This is a genomic window from Bartonella harrusi (assembly GCF_024297065.1).
Taxonomy (GTDB): Bacteria; Pseudomonadota; Alphaproteobacteria; order Rhizobiales; family Rhizobiaceae; genus Bartonella; species Bartonella harrusi.
Map to the genome: position 1 here is coordinate 1180943 of NZ_CP101114.1, position 20361 is coordinate 1201303.

The window sequence follows — 20361 nt, forward strand, 5'->3', positions numbered from 1 at the left end:
TTGCGTTGCTGAATCTGTATTTTCCCTTCCAAAGGTTGTATTTTATAGGAAATTGCTACGAATTATCCGTTCTAAGGCCGATAATTCATCATCACTCCGGCCAAAAATTGCTATAATAGCGGGGCAAGTGTTTAAATCGGTTGTCAGAGGCAGCGGTTCATTGTCTTTAAAAAAAGTGCAAAATGAACTACATTTTGCCAAGAATGAAGCTTTTGCTGCCATAGGCTAATATCTTTTATGATGCGACCATCCTCCTTATTGATAAGAAAGAATATACGTCCCTTTTTCTTAAATAGGCTTGGTTCTTCAGAAAACACCCCTGTAATAAGGTTAACAGAGCTTTCAAGTAAATCATTGTCATAACAATGTGCAAACAAAGCGGGTGCAATTCCCCCGTGGAGGCGCGCTCCCACTTCAATCATCACCGGGCCGCGGGCAGTTTGCATAATTTCCATATGTGCGGGCCCATATTCAATCCCCACCGCACGAATACATTGTTTTGCATAAGAAATAAGAGCAGTATAAAGAGGTTCTTATGCATCAAGTACATCAAAGCGGTTCATAAACGAAGGCACTTCCATTATGCATACCCTTTTTATATCGTGATAAAGCACATATCTTTATAGCGTCCCCATTTACAACAGCGTCTACTATGTATTCCTCTCCCACCAACCTTTCTTGAAGCAAATAAGCTTCATTAGGTAGGCCAAAAATATTTTTCTGCATCCAATCGATTTCAGAAGCCCACGCCACCACTTCCTCACGACTGGAAAAAAATAAAACACCATCGCTCCCAGAAGAATCATTCGGCTTCACTACATAACCGCTGCGACTTTCAAAACCATCGAGAGCATAATCGTTTTTTGTAAGAATTTTCGAGCGAATGTAAGATAAACCTTTTTCACAAAGACGCCTTTGCATCATCACCTTTTTCCTTCGCCAATCTGTCGTCAAGGGATTGTTCCCAGGACAACCATAATAGGCAGCCAATTGCTCTGCACAATAAATACCCCCTTTGGCACCTGCTACTATAGCCTCTATGGTGCCAATTGGAAAGCGTTGCTTTATCTCATCTACGCTATGAAGCTTCGCTTCTTCCATGCCTTCACCTCGATAAGAAAGCGTAAAATGCGAAGAAGGAGGTACGGGTTGAGGTAAAACGCCGTAACAGTCATAACCCAATTTTTGCAAAGCAGGACCCTAGAAGGCGCTCGTGGAGAAAGGATCGACAATAAGAATGGATTTGCTCATGCTGTAACACGCCGCGATAAAAAGAAAAGGACATAAATAAAGATTATCAACCCTGTAAGGGGGAGAATATACATAGCTGCCTGTGATCCCATAAAGGCGGGACTTGTAAGAAAACCAAAGATAATATAACCCACCGATTGAGAGATAGTATAAAGCATGCCACTATAATTCCCCAAAATCTCTGCTTGAGATTCTGTTCTCGTCGCTTCGATCGTATGCTTGCGAGCGTTAATGCGCATGGTGTTCACTGAAAAACCAATAAAAAAGCAAAAGACCACAACCAAATAGGGTGATTGGGTGATACTAAAAATGAGATCAGAAGTACTCAACATAAGGGCTGGGAGAATGAACTCAAAGCGAGGGATTTTGATAAAAGCAGCTAAAAAAGCACCCACCCCAGCAAACGCACTACAAAGCCCATAATATTCAGAGCTAAAATTTTTTACACTCTGAAAAAGAATAGTCGCCAGTGTATTATAGGCGCAAATATGAAAGCCAATAAAGCCTATGCAAGCACATAACAATTTAAGTTCAAGGGAAAGACTCTCTGCCTTTGATGTAAATGTTGGCTTCTTCTCAGCTGCAGACGTCACGTTGCCCGTAGCATTATTATATTCATCACGAAAGATAACATACCCAGCCATAAGGCTTATAATGATGTCAAACACACAAATTGCCGCAATCAAACCATTATAGCCAATTTCAGCCGCTGCTCTTTGTGAGCTGGCTATTTCTAAGAGATAACCACTAAGGGGCTGCTCCCAAAAAGGCACCAATCTGCACCACTGTTTGCATGATGCGAGAAGCCTTTTGGGCGCTAATATAACCACTAAGCGCTAGTTTAGTATTATAAGTTTCAAGCGTACTCAAAGTGACCAAAGAGAGATAACCAATAGAGATAGATACAATAATAAAACCAAGGAAAGAGTCAATGTAATGGAAAAGAGCAATCAATAAAAGAAGGCTATAAATGATGATCTGTCTTTTGTATAAATCTACCAACTACAGCGAGGATTTAATACGCACACGGCCGCTTTTTTAAAAAGATAGGGTGTCAAGGTTCCTAACGCCATGGTTACACCCAAGAAAACCGATGAGGATGTTACGCGATAAGCATTCCAAAGGTTACTTAAAAAGCACCATATCAGAAAAATACAGCAAAACAACAAGTCCGTAAAACCGAAAAACAAGTTTTTTGCGCATCTCCCCCCTCTCCGATTCTAAAAAGCCGTATTATGATTGATATACATATTGCAGAGCATGTCAAATATTTTCGATAGGGATATGATATAAACTTCAACGCTGACATTTATCGTGATGATAGATCATTTTCGGGAAACTGAGTAACGAAGGGAACTGATGTTTTTGCTTCTCCTATGACAAGGTAAGCCTTATCGATAATTCTTTTGCAAAGCGCATAATTTTGCGTACTCTTTTATCTTCCAATCAACCTGCAGAATGGATGAGGTTTACCAGCACAAAGGCCTCTTTTTATTTTTCATATCATGCATTCCTTCAAGCTAAATTGGATGATTCATCACAAAATTCCTCCTTTTTTCTGAAAAACGATGAAACACAACAATTTTACCTGAATGAGAAATGTTCCCCGCCTTTTGCCAACGATAAAGTTTTGGCAACCTTTTTCGTGAGGCTTATAACGTAGCTGAAATAAAAAAATCAGCGCATGGCTTAAGAAAATGAGCAGCAACGCATGCTAGCTAACTCAGGCGCAACAGTCTCACAACTCAAAGCGATTTTTGAATGGATAGATGATAACATGGTATCTCTTTATACCAAAAGCATAGATCGTAAAAAACTCGCCCTTGAAACAATAAAAAAATTTCAAAAAAGTGAGGGATAGAGGCAAAAAACGTAATAGAATCATAACTATAATTTCCCTCTACATTTATTAATATATTGATTTTGTTATTAAAACTTATTAACCCTGGGTAGTAAAACTTTTGCATATAGTCCCCCCAAATCAGAACGCGACAACACAAGACTTCCACCGTATTCATTAACCATATCTGAAACGATCGCTAATCCTAAACCTGTCCCCGGTTTACTTTCATCAAACCGCCGACCTCTTTTTAAAGCTTCATCAATTTGCTCTTCTGTTAAACCAGAACCATCATCTTCTACGAGGATACTAAAGAATTCTGCTTCTGCAATATTTTCTTCTAAGTGACAAGAGATGAGAACTTTTGTATGAGACCATTGTGCAGCGTTCTCAATCAAATTCCCTACAACTTCCTCTAAATCTTCCTTTTCACCAGAAAAAATAATATCATTAATATCCATAACAAGTTGAAACTGTTTTTCAGGGTTAAGCTTTTCCATAACCCGCACTAAACGATCAATCACTGTGCGAACTGATGTGTGATAAACAACACTGTCGCATTGTGCGGCAATCCGAGCACGCTGTAAATAATGATTTATTTGAGACTGCATCATATTAGTCTGTTCTCTCAATAAAATTGCCTGTTCTCCCCACATCCTATCAACCTCATTCATAATAACTGACAAAGGTGTCTTTAATGAATGCGCAAGATTACCAACCTGTGTGCGAAACCGTTCAATAATACGTTGATTATTATTGATGAGAGCATTCATCTCTTGTGCTAACGGCATGACTTCACTGACCAAATCCGTATTCACGTAATTAACTCTGCCTTCACGAATATCATTCAACGCTCGTCGGATAAGTTTTAATGGTTGAAAACTAAAGAAGATAATAACAATGTTAATAAGAACACTTCCTATCCCAAAGCTCCAGAGAAAAATTTGTAAAGTCCGCTTAAATTCCTGCACTTGTGCATGTGCTTCATCAATATTTCCAACGAGACGAAAACGCGCAACATGATTTTGATTATCAAGAACAACGTCACTCTCAATGACTTGTAAATTTTGACCATTTTTTCCCTTCATTCGATAAGAGCGAAAAAATTTGTTGTTAAAAGGCACATTAACATCGTTCCCCGAAAATATTCTTTCTGTTCCCAATGATGGGGATGTCAATCTTCCTTTTAGATTATGGGATAGAGCAACAACTTCCCAATACCATCCTGTTGTTGGATCAAAATAACGAATATCATCAAGTCCCACACTCCCTTTCAAATTTCCTTCCGGTGAAACTGTAACTGTCGCAATAAGACTGTAAAGATGAGCTGAAAGAACGCGCTCTAAGCTTTGTTCACTTGAACGCTGATAAAACAAAATACTTACCGCAGAAATCGATGAAAGCGAAATAATAATCCATAATGTTGATAATATCATAACGCGTAAGCTCAGAGATCTACTAATGAAAAAAAAGAGTCTCTTAAACCCGTTATCCTTTTTTACAACATTCATTGATCACCTGGCGTTCTCACGCGATACCCCATCCCTCGAATCGTCTCTATTAAATCGACTCCAAGCTTTTTACGTAATCGACCGACAAAAACTTCCACCGTATTTGAATCCTTATCAAAATCTTGATTATAAAGGTGTTCCGTAAGTTCTGTTCTTGAAACAACCCTATCACGATGATGCATAAGATATGAAAGAAGTCTAAATTCGTAGGATGTTAGTTTAATCAGTTGACCATCAACAAGAACACGAGATGTTTTCGTATCCAACAAAACACTACCACAGCATAATGTGCTTACCGCATGGCCCGTCGCTCGACGAATTAACGCCCGCAACCGCGCCATTACTTCTTCTAAGTGAAATGGCTTAACAACATAATCATCAGCGCCTGCATCAATACCACGCACTTTATCAGACCAGCGATCTCGCGCCGTTAGCATTAAAACAGGCATGGAATATCCTTCTTGACGCCATTTTTCAATGATACGAATTCCATCCATATAGGGCAAACCTATATCGAGAATGACAGCATCATAAGATTCTGTGCTTCCTAAAAAATAAGCCTCTTCCCCATCGAAAGCACTATCCGAAACATATCCTGCATTTTTCACGGCTTCCGTTAATTGATGATTGAGATTCCGGTCATCTTCAACAATTAAAATACGCATTATAACACCTGCCAAACTCTAATCAGCAGGGACAGTAACTTCAATACGACGTAACTTTTCACCTTCACGAGCAGGCGCTACAACCACAACCACACACGTATCTCTTCCATCCTTAATAACCGGTGTCGAACGCACCAAAACCCCATTCTCATGAGTAGCAACTTTCTTACCCACTTCGGCACACCCCGCAGCTAGAACAGAATTGGCCCCTAAAAAAACTGCTATCATTACAAATAAAAAAAATTTTCTCATCATAGATATTTTATAATCTATTTTCCCTGAATATAAAATGAATGATATTTTTTATTTACCAAAAATCCTGTGTGAAGGACAACAATCCTTCTGTGTAATAAAAGAATGGTTGGATAATATTCCTCATTTTTATAATTTTAAACTAATCCTTTTTATAAAAATTATACAATAATCGAAATAACAAGATTTAACTAAAGAAAATAAATATATAACCCATGGTAGATTGTTTATCATAACCTTAAAATAAACTCTTTCTCTCCTAACACTATAGCAAAAAAATACTTTTACTCCATATAAAGATTACAGATTGGTTTGGTTATATTCTTTTATTATAGGCTCTCTTTATATGTTTCATTTTTTTAAAAAAAAGAAAGAAAAACATAATAAGCCATTCCACAGTCCTAGGCTCATTGAATTAGATGCGTTGTTTGATACAGCACTTTATCGTATCCGTTCTGCTAACCATTTCTTTTGGAACAAAGCAAAAATTATCTCACAATGTTTTCATATCCGAGGAGGAAAACGCTTTATAATAGAAATTCTTGATGAAACACTAACATTAGGATTGATTGGTTTTACACTGTTTACCATTGTAGGCATTCCAGTTTTTGAATTAACAAAAAAAGATTGGTACTCTCTCAAAAAATTTTCCATTCTTTTTCTAGACCGATATGGAAATCCCATCGGTCACCGTGGTACATTACCAGCTGCCTCAGTTCCTGTGGAAGAAATGCCAGATTATGTTATTAAAGCCGTTCTTGCAACAGAGGACAGACATTTTTTTGATCACTGGGGTATTGATTTACAAGGTCTCACGCGAGCAATCACACAAAATATACAAGCTAAGGGTGTTGTTCAAGGTGGTTCAACCCTTACACAACAACTGGCTAAAAATTTGTTTTTAACAAATGAAAGAACCATAACACGTAAAATCAAAGAAGCTTATCTTGCCCTTTGGTTAGAAGCAAACTTCAGCAAACAACAAATTTTGCAACTTTATCTTGATCATGCATATATGGGTGGAAACAATTTTGGTATTACAGCTGCTGCAAAATTTTATTTTGATAAAAACATACGCAATCTTTCCCTTAGTGAATCTGCTATGTTAGCAGGGCTGTTCAAAGCCCCAAGCAAATATGCTCCTCATAGACATCTCTTTGCTGCCCAAACACGTGCCAACGTAGTACTCTCTAATCTTGTTAATAGCGGGTTTATGACGGCAAGCCAAATTATCAACGCTCATCGCCATCCCGCAAGAGCACTTATAAAAACAGAAAGTACGCAACCTAATTATTTTCTTGATTGGGTATTTGGCGAAGTCAAAAAAATAAGTAGCGAACTTCCAAGCCATAGTTTGATTATTCAAACCACTCTCGATCCAGATATTCAAAGAACAGCAGAAGAAGCAATCGCGTACCATTTACACCAATATGGTCAACAATACCGCGTAACACAAGCAGCAACAGTTATTCTTGACAATAACGGAGCTGTCTGTGCAATCGTTGGAGGAGTGGATTATAGTAAAAGTCAGTTTAACAGAGCCACACAAGGTGGCCGACAACCTGGTTCTTCATTCAAACCTTATGTTTACGCATCCGCAATGGAACATGGCCTGTCTCCTTCAACAATCGTCTTAGATGCTCCCATTCGTTGGGGCGGCTGGTCACCCAAAAATAATTCTGGTCATTATCTTGGTAAAATTGATCTAGCAACCGCTTTGGCTTTTTCCATCAATACCGTGCCCGTCTATCTTACCTATCACTACCTTAACCGCGATACCCAACCCATCATAGATCTCATCAAAAATATGGGAATCCATGCACATATCTTATCACACAAAACTATGGTTCTAGGCACATCTAATATGACACCTATGGATCAAGCAATTGGTTTTAATGTCTTCGCAAACGGGGGCATAGCCGGAAATCTCCATGGATTTACACAAATCCGCACAACAGATGGACGTATTGTATGGGACTTCGAACATAACGGTAATAAACTTCATCGTGTCCTTAGTGAACAAACCACCGCTTATATAAACCAAATGATGGTGGGTGTCACAACGCGAGGATCTGGTAAACGCGCAGCCCTCCCCATGACACTTGTTGCTGGGAAGACTGGAACATCACAATCCTATCGCGATGCATGGTTTGTTGGCTTTACTGGTAATTATACGGGTGCTGTATGGATGGGAAATGATAACTTTTCATCAATGAATCGCGCCTTTGGTGGGGGTATTCCTGCCATGATATGGCATAGCATTATGCTTTCTGCACATCAAAATATTATGCTCAAGAAACTCTATGGTGTTAAAGACTCTCTTCTTCCTTATCAACCACCGACATCCCCTTCTCACAATGATTCTGAGCTTACAGTCCCAATACCCCATACGCTCTCACATGAAACATTGAATATTGTACGCCTGATTCATCATAGCCTGAAAAAACTGCCTACAATCTCTTTGAAAAGAGACAATATAGGCACTTCAAGATTTTGAATTTGAGATCTCTTAGAATGTTTGTCAAGATTATGGTTCCCTTTTTCATTTTTGCTTTTTCCATTTTATGCGGGATATTGAGTGTTGATTATGCACTCAATTCCTTTCATCATTTTGGACGCTTTACAATTGGACAATGGAGTGCTTATCCTCAAGTGGGAACAACCAACACTGATCCCTATACGCGTGCGCGCGCTGCCAAACGAGGTGATATATCAATTGGACACACAGAAGGTCTCATTTTCCAAATTTGGAAAGATAACCACGGGCGTCCACTCCAAGCAAATTGCCATTACTTAATGAAAGGTTATATCCCTGAAGCACGCTTTTTTACCCTTTATACAGCGGATAGATCACTCAAACCATATACTTCATCTCACAAAATACCATTCGAACTCTACAGCAATAATATTACCTATGAGAGTGATGGTTCCTTTTTCATCAATATTTCACAAAAGCCGCACCCAGGCAATTGGCTTGCAATGGTTAGCCCAAAAGAATTTGGTCTTATTCTTACCTTATATGATACCTCAATCATCTCCGCAACGGCATTGCAAAAACTTACGATGCCATCAGTGGAACAAATTCCATCAGGACAAATAAACTGTGATTAGATTCATTTACATCGGACTTCTTGCCATCATTGGCGCTGTCATTGTCCATATTTGCGTTCTCTTTCTCATACCCTATTGGACGCAAAATAATATATGGACAGAACTGAAAAAATCTGGAGCCCCCTATCAATTCGTTGACTTAGATGCTCAGAATCCTATTCAACAATCTACGGATCCATTTTTTCTTCTTAAAGTCTGCCGATTTAATCTAGAAAATGGTCCTGTTCATTTAAAGGCTTTGAAAACAACACAATTTTGGTCATTCGCCGCCTACACATATGATGGAATTATTTTCTATAGCCTTAATGATCGCACTGCTCCTGATGCTACACTCGACCTCATCATTGGAAAACCAATACAAATTATAGAACTTAAACAATCAAAGCCTAAAAACAATATCAATTCAGTTTTGGTCGCTAAAAATTTGAATAAAGGTTTTGTACTCTTACGCATTTTTGCTCCCTCTTTTCTTGCTAAGAAAGAGAGTGAAGCCTTCTTTTCATCTGCAACTTGTCACATATTGAATGAATAAAAGCATATCAAAATGATTATTTGCAAATTTTATCAATTGAATACCATCATGAAGATACCATTCTTATGCAAAATTTTAAAAAACTGATTTTTTATCGAAGTAAAAAATCATTTATCATGATTTCCATAACAATCACCTCTTGAAATATAAATTTTGCATATAAGGATATAAAAAATAGTATATTAATTATAAATATGCAAAAGAAGATGATCTCTTTTGCAAATAATCCTCTCTTCTTCGATACAAAATATCTCTTTGCAAAAAAAAACAATAAAGATAGCTAAAAGTTCTGTAAAAACAGCATTTTATAAACCTGACAGTTTGTCTTCTCATTTTATTTCTATGTGATTATAAATTTTTCTCATAAAATCAGATTAACACGATAATAAACTATAAAAAAAATGATTATTATTTACCCTTTATGAAGACGTTAAAATAATTTGCTGAAAATTTGATGAATACAACGATCCTTGATCTCAAAAAAAACTGCTTTACTTTTGTTGTATGACTAGGAAAATTTTAAGATAGAGAATCTGAAAAAGCTTTTCTTAAGGGATACTGTTGAGGGGAAAAAAGTTTCATGAAAAAAAAATATGTTCGGTTCGTTTCAAGGGCCGCAGTGTGGTCTCCCCGTTTTAGCGGGTTGGCGTTTTTTATTTTATTATTTTCAGTGTTTCTACAGCGTTTTTCTGTCATCCATGTCGTTGACTTTATAATTTTAACTGTCATTTCTGCTTGCTGTATTGTTGTTTCTCTTTTTCTTGCATTCAAAGCACTTTACAATTTATGGGTGTTTGGCGCTCTGGGTGGAATGAAAGCTTTAAAAGGGATTATTTATTCATTAATTACTGGTACGCCATTGGTGTTATTTTTTGGGGGATGGTTTACTTTACCAGCTCTTCATGATGTCTCTACTGACACACAAAGACCACCCGCTTTTTTTCGTGCAACACGCCCCAATGATGCTTTGCCGCTTAAGAGTGTTTTAACTGAACAAACAGCCTTACAAATGTTACAATGGCCGGAAATGTCAGGACGTCGTTATGACGGTTCACCTGAACGTATTCGTAAATTAGTTCTCAATGTGTTAGAAACTTATGACTGGCCTGTTGTGGCTCAAAGAGAGTTTACAGAAAAAGAAAATGAGATTTATATTGAAACGATAGCAAAAACTTTTTACCTTGGCTTTATTTCAGATATTGTCATCCGTTTAACTGATGAAGGGGATACAACTTTCGTTGATATGCGCTCCGCTTCTCGTTATTTGCCAAGAGATTTGGGGACAAATGCTGCTTTTATTATCGATTTTATGGATGCACTTGATACAGAAGTCGCTTCCCTCCCCCTTTCTCAAGATGGTGAGTAGAGACTTAACAATAGATATTTTTTTAATAAACAGCTTATTTCTCAATGAAGTTCAATACGGACGAGAGTGAATAGATCAGCTCTAAATTTTCAACACTTAATCTACATATTTAAAAAACTATTGATTAATTTAATAACAGTTTTTAGCTCTTTGTCTTGGTTATTTTAATAGTTTTATCATTTTACTCTCTGTGCTTTTAGAAAATAAATATCTCGAAATACTAAAATAAATAACAAGATACAATTTTAACAACTTCCAAAATAATAAATATAAAATACTTTATATATCATGATAAATTATTATTTTATCATAAAACTTTTACAAAAAAAAGCATATAAATTAAAAAAAATGTAACTATAATTATTTACAATAATTCAAAAATTTTATCTATTTACGAATGATTTAAGATATATATAAATATATTGTAATAAAGTATAACATAAAAAGGAAAATTATTTCAAATAATTCTAACTTTATACTTTTAAAAGTTTTATATTTAAATACATAAGAAAAAATTTTAAAAATAACATGAATAATTGTTAAAATAAACGCGATTTTAATAATATTTAAATTTACAAACATAATTAATATAAAAAACTAATATTTAATATATTCAAACGAAACATAAATAAAACAAAATGCTAAAAAAGTCAAAAAGAATAACCTAAATGTCTTAAGCGATTCCTTTATACTATTTTTCCAACTGTCACCACTGTATCTATAAATTAATGCAAATAAAAATATAAAAATAAATATTGAATACAGCATATTAAAAACATTACTAGTTAATAGTGAAATAATATTATTACTAAGATACATAATAAACATCCAAAATGAAATTTTTTATATGTAGCTGAAATTATTTAATTTTTCTATATTTATTAATCTACAACTATAAAAATACTAACTTCAGAGATATCCTTCTGAATATTATCTACAAATCATAGTCAGTATTCTTTAACTTCACCGGTTAAGATAATCAGGAACTTATTTAGCCAAGTGGATTATATTAGAAATTTTAGTGCGCATTTATAGTCATGTTTTAAATCTTTCCTTGCCTGATTTTACGCACTTGGTAAATAGAGTCGTTGTTTAAACGCATTAGAAAAGTTAATTTTATGTCTTTTAACAGGAAACTCTATAAAAAAACTAAATAAAATTACATTTTATAATAATATTATAATTTATTTTATAAATAAAATTAGTGTATATCAAAAACTATATTTTTATAATTACAAACCAATATATACAATAATATAATCAACAATCTTTATCATTATAAACACCATAATTCCTAATGATAACGATTCCTTTGCAGCTTGTTTCCAACTATAACTGCTAAAAAATCTATAGCACAACATACATCCCAAAACACTTATAACTAGTGGAAGAAATAATTTTATAAGTTTATAAATAATATCCATAACAAAAAAACCAAACATCTATTTACAATAAATAATAGATATCTCTGAGATGAGTTGTGCCATAACTTTTAAATTATGTCGCAATGTTACTAACCTCAGAGATATTCAATTACTTTACTCGTTATTCTTTAGTGCATTCATCCAGCTTATTGAACCAAGCGTCAGCACCCCGGTCTACTGCACCGATCGCCGCTCCATAGCCAGCGCCTGCCAATCCTCCCCTAGCTCCGCCTATTGCTCCTCCTATTACTGCGCCTTTAATACCATTTGCAACCACATCATAAGTATAACCACCCGCATCACACCTGTCAGAATGAAACCAACTTGATGAATGTGAACTATTGTCTGAATCACGTGATGAACTTGAACTACCCATTTTATCCTCCTTTTTATTAAAACGACGTATCATTACGATACATTACCTTTGTAATGTATTTAAAATTAATGTCAAACATAATTTGAACAAAATTTACATTTTTCTTTTATAAATAAATAAATAGATTATGTATATATTGTTATAAACAAAATATATTTTTGAATTAAAAATAATTTTTATTTATAATACTGTTTAAATATGATACATGAAGCGATGTTTTCTCTTAACAAAATAATAAAAAGCAAATGAGCAATTCATCCGAAAAACGAGTATCCTTCTCTTGGTTTACTAAAACTACTAAGAAGTATATTCACTATGTTATTGAACTCAGTCTTGTGGCCATTGTTTTGCGCTTACTCGGCTTGGTCAATCCTTTTATTTTCCAAGCGATTATCGACCGTATCTTACCCTTTCAGCGTGTAGAAAGCCTTTATATTATCGTTATCCTTATGATTGCTATCATGCTGTTTAGCACGGCTCTTAGCTCCCTCTCGGGCTATTTAGGAGCTTATTTAGCCAATCGGCTGACTCTAGAATTTGCACGTCGTATTTACACCCATGTGTTAAGCCTCTCATTACCTGTCTTATCTTCTTGGCAGGTAGGAGAACTGTTCACACGAATCGGAGAGGTTGATACAATTCGTGGTTTTTTAACGGGAACCATTGCGACAACCGTCCTGAATGTTCTTTTTGCCATTATTTATATTGCTGCACTCTTTTCCATTAGTCCGAAACTCACTTTTATCGTTCTTATCATCTTACCCTTACAAATGGGTTCTTTAGCAGTGGTCGGTCCCTTTTTACGCCACCAATTACGCCGCACTTTCACTCTGCAAGCAGCCCATCAATCGCGCCTTATTGAAAGTTTTACCAATCTTGAAGCCATAAAAGCGCATGTAAAAGAGCCAGCCCATACAATACGCATGCAAGAAACTCTAACTCGTAGCTTAGATCAAAGCCTTACAACCAGTAAATTGCATCTTCTCAATGGAGCCATGAGTCATATTTTTGGTGATCTTTTCACTATCTTTATTATCTTTTTTGGTGCTCAAGCAGTTCTTCAAAACCAGATTACGCTAGGGCAACTTATTGCCTTTCATCTCCTTGCCGGTAATGTTTCTGGTCCTATCTTAAGTCTTGCCTCTTTATGGGAAGAATGGCAGCACTTAAAAATCTCTCGCCTTCGTTTGGGCGATATTCTTAATACCCCATCAGAATGGGAAGTAGAAAAACCTCCTCTTCAGCTCACTACAACACCCCTTCTTGAAGCCAACGATCTTTGTTTTTCTTATGGAGAAAAACCTATTATCAGCCACCTTAATGTCTGTTTACAAGCTGGAAAACCGATTATGTTGCTTGGTCCTTCAGGATGTGGAAAAACAACCTTGGCTAAGCTCCTTTGTGGTCTCTACCCGCCAACAAGTGGAAAGATATTCATTAACAACCAACCTTTACAGAACTTTGATATCCGCAGTGTGCGTGAAACAATCGCCTATTTCCCCCAAAATCCTTGCCTTTTTTCTGGAACCATTCTTGAAAATATGCTTCTCGCCAAACCAGATGCCACAACAGATGAAATCAACGCTGCACTATATGCTAGTGCTTGTCACTATTTGATTGCTCAGTTGCCTCAAGGACTAGAAACACAAGTGGGAGAGCAAGGTGGATTTTTATCAGGTGGTCAGCGCCAACGCTTGGCTTTGGCTTGTTTCTTTCTCATAAACCCAAGCCTTCTTATTTTGGATGAGCCAACCTCCGCATTGGATGATACTGTCAGTGCACAGATTGTTGAACATTTATATAAACTTTCGCAAGAACGCATCGTTCTCGTTATTACCCACAAACGTGATCTTTTTCCTCAGCACGCAACTGTCTTAAACTTTGCTGATCTGGAGGTAAAAAATGACGGATAAAACACCTCGTTTACGCCCTTTGTCACCAACGCTTCATATGGTGATTATCGTTTTGGTCACGTTATTCTTCTTTATTGTGATTGGCAGCTTTGTCACAAAAACAGAAATCGTTGCACGAGGGCAAGGAACGGTCATTCCCACCGCCTATGTTCAACTCGTACAAGCACAAAATACAGGTCGTATTGAGAAAATTCTTGTAAAAGAAGGACAATTTGTTCATCAAGGGGATCTCCTTATCCAATTGGATCAACGCGAAGCCATCAATGAACGCGCACGCGTTCAAGCCGATATTGCGCAACAAACCCTTCAAGCACAAATCGCAACAGCTATTTTAACAGCTTTGCGTGAAAGTGATCCTTTAGATAAAGATTTTGTGACCAAAGGGCTTGCCTATCTACAAGACGTCCCTTCTTCTGGAAACAAAACGGTAAGAATCGAAGGGGAAAAACTTATTAGCGCTACCCTTCAATCTCTACAAAATAAATTAAGGGCGCTAAAAGCACAAGCGGACCGCGTCGAGCACAGCGGTGCAACACAACATGCGCAATTAGATAGGCTGGAAGATGATCGTCAATTAAGCCAAGGAAAATTAAAAGCTGCAAAAAGCCTGATAGAAACAAAAGTTATCAGCCAAGCTCTTTATTTAGAGCGTTTACATGATCTTAAAAATGTAGAGCATGAGATTTTAATCAATCAAAAGCGTCTAGAAGAAAATGCCGCTGAAATAGATACCCTCCGCCAACAACGACAAAGCCTTATTTCCGATGAAATTGCCCGCTATCGTCAACTTTCTCGTGAAACAGAATTAAATCTTCAAGGGTTAAAAGCAAAACTTGATAGTACTCAATATCGTCTTGATCACTTATCACTCTACGCCCCCGTTGATGGTCGCATTGATGATTTAAGTATCCACACTTTGGGCGGATTTATCGAGGCTGGTAAAACTCTCATGCGTATTGTCCCTGTCACCGGCGGCCTCATTGTCGAAGCATTTTTTGATAACCGAGATATTGGCTTTTTAGAAAAAAACCAACGTGCTTATGTAAAGTTTTCCGCCTTTCCTCCTGAACGTTTCGGCGTTATTTACGGTACAGTTGTTAATGTAGGCGCGACAGCGCGCTATGATAAAGAAATTAATGGGGCTTATGCAGTTTTAATCAAAATTGACCGAGATCATCTCAATTTGAATGGTAAACAGCTTAAATTTATCCCCGGCATGACCGTGACAGCTGATGTCATTACAGCAAAACGGCGTTTAATTTCCTACTTCTTTGAACCTATCACTAAAATTTTAAAACAATCTCTACAGGAAAGATAATGCGTGTAAATGAAAACCCTCCACCATCGCTCATAGATTCCCTCACAGCTTTAGGAGTTATGGTGGTTTTAATGCTTCAATCCCCCTTACACCGCCGTTGGAAAATTTGGGATATCGAATTCAACATAGGACCAGCCTTACGTACTGGACAGTATAGGCTCTATAAAAATGAACGTGGAGAATTTTGCGCGTTTATCACTTGGGCTTTTTTAGATGAAAAAAATCATCAATCTATGCTTGAAAAAGGAGAGCTTTTGCCTCATGCCAATTGGCAAGGCGGAGAATATGTGTGGTTCATTGATTATGTCGCACCACACGGTAATACCGCTGCTATTGTTCGCGATATGCAACGGCATGTGTTTCCTCATCAAAAATATTTCTATGCCGTCCGACGGAATGAAGACGGTGGAATACGGAAAATTGCCCGCTGGTGTAGCTATAGACCCCAGAGCTCTTCACAGTAGATTTTATATTTCGCGTTGATAGAATCCTCTACCCCTTCCCTCTCATACTCCCCTATGAATTAAAACTCCTAAAAATCAATTTTTTGAAAACTATTTATCTCTCGTAAGCGCAGACATGACGAGTTCCAGCTACTCACCAGTAGGATTCCTTTACTCAAAGACGAGAGAAATACTTATAGATTAGATAATGTATAGCACTTAGCTATACCTCCACGAGCCCGCTAGAGCCTTACTCTCAAATTTCTACTTTACAACCGATTTTATTAAATATTGGCTGGGGTACCTGGATTCGAACCAGGGAATGCCGGTACCAAAAACCGGTGCCTTACCGCTTGGCTATACCCCAAAGAAAAATATTCTTATAGCGACTCCCGCACTTTATAACGATTCCTGTAAGCATACGCAATATCTGAAAATCAAAGCTCTTATTTTTTTATCATAAAATTTTGAAGTCTTATTACTGTTGCTTTGATACAAAATTCATAACAAACTCTATATTCATTTATTCTCCTAACATTAAGGAATAACTATCCATCCATCTTTTTTTGTATTTTGCTTTTTTATTCATTCCTTTTATGGTAACAGAAAGCATAAATTTTGCGCTTTATCGATATTTATAATTATCACAAACTTACGTTTTCTTGATGCACTCAAATCTAAACTCTTTGACATGAGATAGGAAAACAGAGCAAGCTTGTGTGTTTAGGATTTTTTGTCTTTTAATCGTATTCCCGATTTTTGTTGTTCAAAGTACAACAATTTATCTTCACCTATTAAGAAAATTGGGTCAATATGCATTATGCATGACGAATATCATTTGTTAATCATGAATAAGCGCTTTTGAAATCAATCTGTCTAAGCTGTTAGTTGTTATTGAACTTATTAAAAAATTTCTCAGGTCTATGTAAAATCAATATATCTATAAAAGACAACCGCTAGCATTTTGTTAAACACTCGATATTAAAAAAAATGGCATCATGTAAATAGAGTGAAAAAATTACAAACATTGAAGATATTTTGTATGGTATTTGAGGAAATATTTTAGACAACAAAACAAGAGCTGATAACGCTCTAAATTCATTTTTATGGCTCTTAATGAAACACCACATTATTTTTGAAAATGATCATTGCATTTTTTGTGAGGCTATAGATGGAAAAAATTTTCAAAGGAAGTCTTTTTATAAAGAGATGATAATCAAATTTTCATACAAATAGATATTCAAAATTTGCTTTTAGGCACAGTAAATGGCAAATTAAGCTTTTGAAATGAGCTTAACAAATAGAATCGAGGAGATTTTTAAAATGGCTTTTGAATTGGCCGCGTTGCCTTATGATTATGACGCCCTTTCGCCCTATATGTCACGCGAGACACTTGAATACCACCATGATAAGCATCATCTCGCTTATCTTACCAATACCAACAACTTTGTAAAATATGAAGGTTTAGAAAACGAAAGCCTTGAAGATATTGTTAAAAAAAGTTTTGGAAAAAATGTTGGTTTATTTAATAATGCAGCGCAATATTACAATCATAACCATTTTTGGCATTGGATGAAAAAAGGTGGAGGAGGTCAAAAACTTCCTGAAAAATTAACAAAAGCTGTTGAATCTGATCTAGGTGGTTATGATAAATTTCGTACAGATTTTATTGCTGCTGCCAGTGCCCAGTTTGGTTCTGGATGGGCGTGGGTTGCTGTTAAGGATGGCAAGCTTGCAATTATGAAAACACCTAATGGTGAAAATCCTTTAGTTCATGATGCTCAACCTATTTTGGGTGTCGATGTGTGGGAGCATTCCTATTACATTGATTACCGCAATGCGCGCCCAAAATATCTTGAAGCTTTCGTAGATCATTTAATTAATTGGGATTATGTTTTAAAACTTTATGAAGATTGCGGCTTTTAAGCTCTCTAAATAATTTTTTATTTTTTACTAAAGGCTCCATAATCTAGCGGGTTATGGAGCTTTTCAAAAAGATAAGAATATTTTCAATTAACAGCAGTTTTTTCCCATTATTTTTAAGATATACGCATAGATATATGCAACCTCTTCTAACTTCGAGAAACGTCCAGCGGCTCCTGCATGGCCTGAATCCATATTAATGCGCAATAAAATTGCATTATCATCTGTTTTTAAGTCTCGTAATTTTGCTACCCATTTTGCAGGCTCCCAGTAGGTGACACGAGGGTCAGTTAATCCTGCCGTCACAAGCATAGGAGGATATCCTTGAGCTTTAATATTATCATAGGGGGAATAGGATGCGATAAGATCATAATCCTCTTTTGATTCAAGTGGATTCCCCCATTCGGGCCATTCCGGAGGTGTAAGTGGAAGTGAAATATCTAACATGGTATTTAAAACATCAACAAAAGGCACATTCGCTATGATTCCAGCAAAATCTTGTGGAGCTATATTGGCAATAGCTCCCATCAACATCCCTCCTGCTGAGCCACCTTGAGCAATGAGGCGGTCATGAGAAGTGAAGTTATTTTCTACAAGGTAGCGCCCACAAGCAATAAAATCTGTAAATGTATTGTATTTAAAGAGATGTTTTCCCTTTTCATACCATTCCACTCCTTTTTCTTTTCCTCCACGAATATGGGCAATAGCATAAATAAAACCTCTATTAACCAAAGAAAGTGCATTGCTATTGAAACTCGCAGGAATGGAGATTCCATAGGCACCATAACCGTAAAGTAAACAGGGGGCACGACCATTAAGAACAGTAGTTTTGTGATAAAAAATTGAGATAGGGATTTTCTCACCATCTTCTGCTGTTGCCATAATACGTCGCGTTATATACTCATCCTGATGATGTCCAGAGGGGATTATTTGCGTTTTTAAAAGCGTGCGTTTGCGACTTTTCATCTCATAATCAAACACTTGATCCGGTGTTGTCATAGATGAATAGGAAAAGCGAATAGTTGGGCTGTCATATTCTGCTGCACCTTGTAGACCTAAAGAATAAGCTTCTTCAGTAAAAGCAATGGAATGAACTTGTTGAGTGGTACGGTCCATTATTTTTATACGTGGAAGCCCCTCAAAACGTTCGACCCAGATAAGAAAATTTTGATATGCATCATGGGATAATATAAAATAGCCAAGCCGATGTGGCACAAGCTCAGACCAATTTTCTGATTGTGGAGATGCATACGGCGTTACCATAATTTTGAAGTCTTTTGCATTATCCAAATTTGTCAGAATATAAAAAACATCACCACCTTCTGTTAATGAATATTCAATACCTTTTTGTCGCTTCCGTACACATTGAGGAACAGTAAGAGGTGCTTCAGCGGGAATCAACCAGATCTCTGACGTTTCGTGATCATGAATATTAATATAAATAATATCATTAAGTTTAGAACCACTCACATGTAAGAAAAATCCTGGATTATCTTCACGAAAAATAAGCTTATCTTGTGATTGATCGGTGTTTAATCGGTGATAATAAAGCTTCGAAGGGCGGTGGTTTTCATCCATCTTAGTATAGAAAACACCTTCAGATTTAGCATCCCACACAATTTGTCCCGATGTATCTGTAATGATATCCATACTATCAGATAATGTTTCCAAATTACGAACTTTAGCGGTGTAGAATTCTGAGCCTTTGTCATCATAAGTCCATACAACATGTGTGTGATCAGGAGATTCTTCAACTGCACCAAAATTAAAATATTCTTTCCCTTCAGCCAAAGCATCACCATTAAGATAAACGTTTTTTTCTCCTCCATTCCTCGGTGTGCGAAAATAATGTGGTTGTTGGCCTCCTGTAACATAAGAAAATCCATAAGCAAAAGGACCACGTTTTACAGGAACGGAACTGTCATTTTCTTGGATTCGGCTTTTCATTTCTGCAAAAAGTGAATCCTGTAATGGTTTCGTATCAGCCATCTGCAAAGCTTGGTAAGCATTTTCTTTTTCAAGATGTTGTCGAATATTTTCATCAAGATAGCTCGGGTTTTTAAAAACATCTTGCCAATTAGAGGCACGTAGCCAATGATAAGGATCATCACGATAAATACCGTGATGTCTTTCGCTATGTGCAATTTTTGATGCTTTTGGGGGGAGAAGCAAAGAGCTGTTCATGCACGATCCTATCTTAAAAGAGACTAATGATTTTACTTATATGTTAGAATCACAAGATTTATGCAAGTGCATAAAAGCGGTCAGCTCTGCTCACTTAATAAAAAACAGATGCGATAGAACAGCTACGATAAATTGCGCAATTATACCATGTATTGCTATTTATAGCATACCTCCGGTACCGTTTTCTATGAGAATAATACTGCTTTTATAAAAATGGTAGATTAGAAAAACAAGGCTATTTTGTAGCAGAAT

16 protein-coding genes, 1 tRNA gene and 1 pseudogene are annotated in these 20361 nt (G+C 36.5%); 9 read left to right on the forward strand and 9 right to left on the reverse strand.

What is annotated here, in order from left to right; genetic code table 11:
* Positions 1-143 precede the first annotated feature (143 nt).
* The 3 genes from NMK50_RS05575 to NMK50_RS05585 form a co-directional block, all read right to left on the reverse strand.
* Positions 144-446: a hypothetical protein gene (locus NMK50_RS05575; protein WP_254769640.1), complete on the reverse strand. Its 303-nt coding sequence runs from the start codon at positions 444-446 to the stop codon at positions 144-146.
* A 103-nt stretch (positions 447-549) separates the two neighbouring features.
* Positions 550-1191 carry an ATP-grasp domain-containing protein gene (locus NMK50_RS05580; protein WP_254769641.1) on the reverse strand — a complete coding sequence of 214 codons (642 nt, stop codon included), beginning with the start codon at positions 1189-1191 and terminating at the stop codon, positions 550-552.
* A 56-nt stretch (positions 1192-1247) separates the two neighbouring features.
* Complete coding sequence (locus NMK50_RS05585; RefSeq protein WP_254769642.1) at positions 1248-2024, reverse strand: MFS transporter; 777 nt, start codon at positions 2022-2024, stop codon at positions 1248-1250.
* 853 nt (positions 2025-2877) lie between these two features.
* On the opposite strand from NMK50_RS05585, the pseudogene NMK50_RS05590 reads away from it, so the two are divergent.
* A pseudogene (locus NMK50_RS05590) lies at positions 2878-3112 on the forward strand (tyrosine-type recombinase/integrase); the annotation flags it as partial.
* A gap of 68 nt (positions 3113-3180) precedes the next feature.
* Here NMK50_RS05590 and NMK50_RS05595 read toward each other — a convergent pair.
* The 3 genes from NMK50_RS05595 to NMK50_RS05605 are packed head-to-tail and all read right to left on the reverse strand — an operon-like array spanning position 3181 to position 5522.
* On the reverse strand, positions 3181-4602 hold the full coding sequence (locus NMK50_RS05595) for an ATP-binding protein (RefSeq protein WP_254769643.1): 1422 nt from the start codon (positions 4600-4602) through the stop codon (positions 3181-3183).
* Positions 4599-5267: a response regulator transcription factor gene (locus NMK50_RS05600; RefSeq protein WP_254769644.1), complete on the reverse strand. Its 669-nt coding sequence runs from the start codon at positions 5265-5267 to the stop codon at positions 4599-4601. Before NMK50_RS05600 ends, NMK50_RS05595 begins: the two co-directional genes overlap by 4 nt.
* A gap of 18 nt (positions 5268-5285) precedes the next feature.
* Complete coding sequence (locus NMK50_RS05605; RefSeq protein WP_254769645.1) at positions 5286-5522, reverse strand: hypothetical protein; 237 nt, start codon at positions 5520-5522, stop codon at positions 5286-5288.
* A 343-nt stretch (positions 5523-5865) separates the two neighbouring features.
* Between NMK50_RS05605 and NMK50_RS05610 the strand changes: the two genes are divergently transcribed.
* The 4 genes from NMK50_RS05610 to NMK50_RS05625 all read left to right on the forward strand — a co-directional run bounded on the left by NMK50_RS05610 (position 5866) and on the right by NMK50_RS05625 (position 10528).
* The gene (locus NMK50_RS05610) at positions 5866-8016 is read left to right on the forward strand and encodes a transglycosylase domain-containing protein (protein WP_254769646.1); all 2151 of its coding nucleotides are present in this window, start codon (positions 5866-5868) and stop codon (positions 8014-8016) included.
* A gap of 17 nt (positions 8017-8033) precedes the next feature.
* Complete coding sequence (locus NMK50_RS05615; RefSeq protein WP_254769647.1) at positions 8034-8630, forward strand: DUF1214 domain-containing protein; 597 nt, start codon at positions 8034-8036, stop codon at positions 8628-8630.
* Entirely contained in the window at positions 8623-9162 is a 540-nt protein-coding gene (locus NMK50_RS05620; RefSeq protein WP_254769648.1) for a DUF1254 domain-containing protein, read from the forward strand. Before NMK50_RS05615 ends, NMK50_RS05620 begins: the two co-directional genes overlap by 8 nt.
* A 580-nt stretch (positions 9163-9742) precedes the next feature.
* Positions 9743-10528, forward strand: a complete 786-nt coding sequence (locus NMK50_RS05625) for a DUF1499 domain-containing protein (RefSeq protein WP_254769649.1) — start codon at positions 9743-9745, stop codon at positions 10526-10528.
* Between the two features lie 1545 nt (positions 10529-12073).
* Here the strand turns inward: NMK50_RS05625 and NMK50_RS05630 are convergent.
* Positions 12074-12328, reverse strand: a complete 255-nt coding sequence (locus NMK50_RS05630) for a hypothetical protein (RefSeq protein WP_254769650.1) — start codon at positions 12326-12328, stop codon at positions 12074-12076.
* A 335-nt stretch (positions 12329-12663) separates the two neighbouring features.
* Between NMK50_RS05630 and NMK50_RS05635 the strand changes: the two genes are divergently transcribed.
* The 3 genes from NMK50_RS05635 to NMK50_RS05645 are packed head-to-tail and all read left to right on the forward strand — an operon-like array spanning position 12664 to position 16023.
* Positions 12664-14241 (forward strand): peptidase domain-containing ABC transporter, encoded by a 1578-nt coding sequence (locus NMK50_RS05635; protein WP_254769651.1) that lies wholly within the window; start codon positions 12664-12666, stop codon positions 14239-14241.
* Positions 14231-15559, forward strand: coding sequence for an HlyD family type I secretion periplasmic adaptor subunit (locus NMK50_RS05640; protein ID WP_254769652.1), 1329 nt, complete (start codon positions 14231-14233; stop codon positions 15557-15559). The genes NMK50_RS05635 and NMK50_RS05640 overlap by 11 nt, the downstream gene beginning before the upstream one ends.
* The gene (locus NMK50_RS05645; RefSeq protein ID WP_254769653.1) at positions 15559-16023 is read left to right on the forward strand and encodes a toxin-activating lysine-acyltransferase; all 465 of its coding nucleotides are present in this window, start codon (positions 15559-15561) and stop codon (positions 16021-16023) included. The genes NMK50_RS05640 and NMK50_RS05645 overlap by 1 nt, the downstream gene beginning before the upstream one ends.
* Before the next feature lie 271 nt (positions 16024-16294).
* Here the strand turns inward: NMK50_RS05645 and NMK50_RS05650 are convergent.
* A tRNA-Gln gene (locus NMK50_RS05650) sits at positions 16295-16369 on the reverse strand.
* A 956-nt stretch (positions 16370-17325) separates the two neighbouring features.
* Here NMK50_RS05650 and NMK50_RS05655 point away from each other — a divergent pair.
* A complete protein-coding gene (locus NMK50_RS05655; protein WP_254769654.1) occupies positions 17326-17928 on the forward strand; it encodes a superoxide dismutase in 603 nt (200 codons plus the stop codon).
* Positions 17929-18015: 87 nt separating this feature from the next.
* Here the strand turns inward: NMK50_RS05655 and NMK50_RS05660 are convergent, their stop codons facing one another.
* Complete coding sequence (locus NMK50_RS05660) at positions 18016-20109, reverse strand: S9 family peptidase (protein ID WP_254769655.1); 2094 nt, start codon at positions 20107-20109, stop codon at positions 18016-18018.
* Positions 20110-20361: the final 252 nt, after the last annotated feature.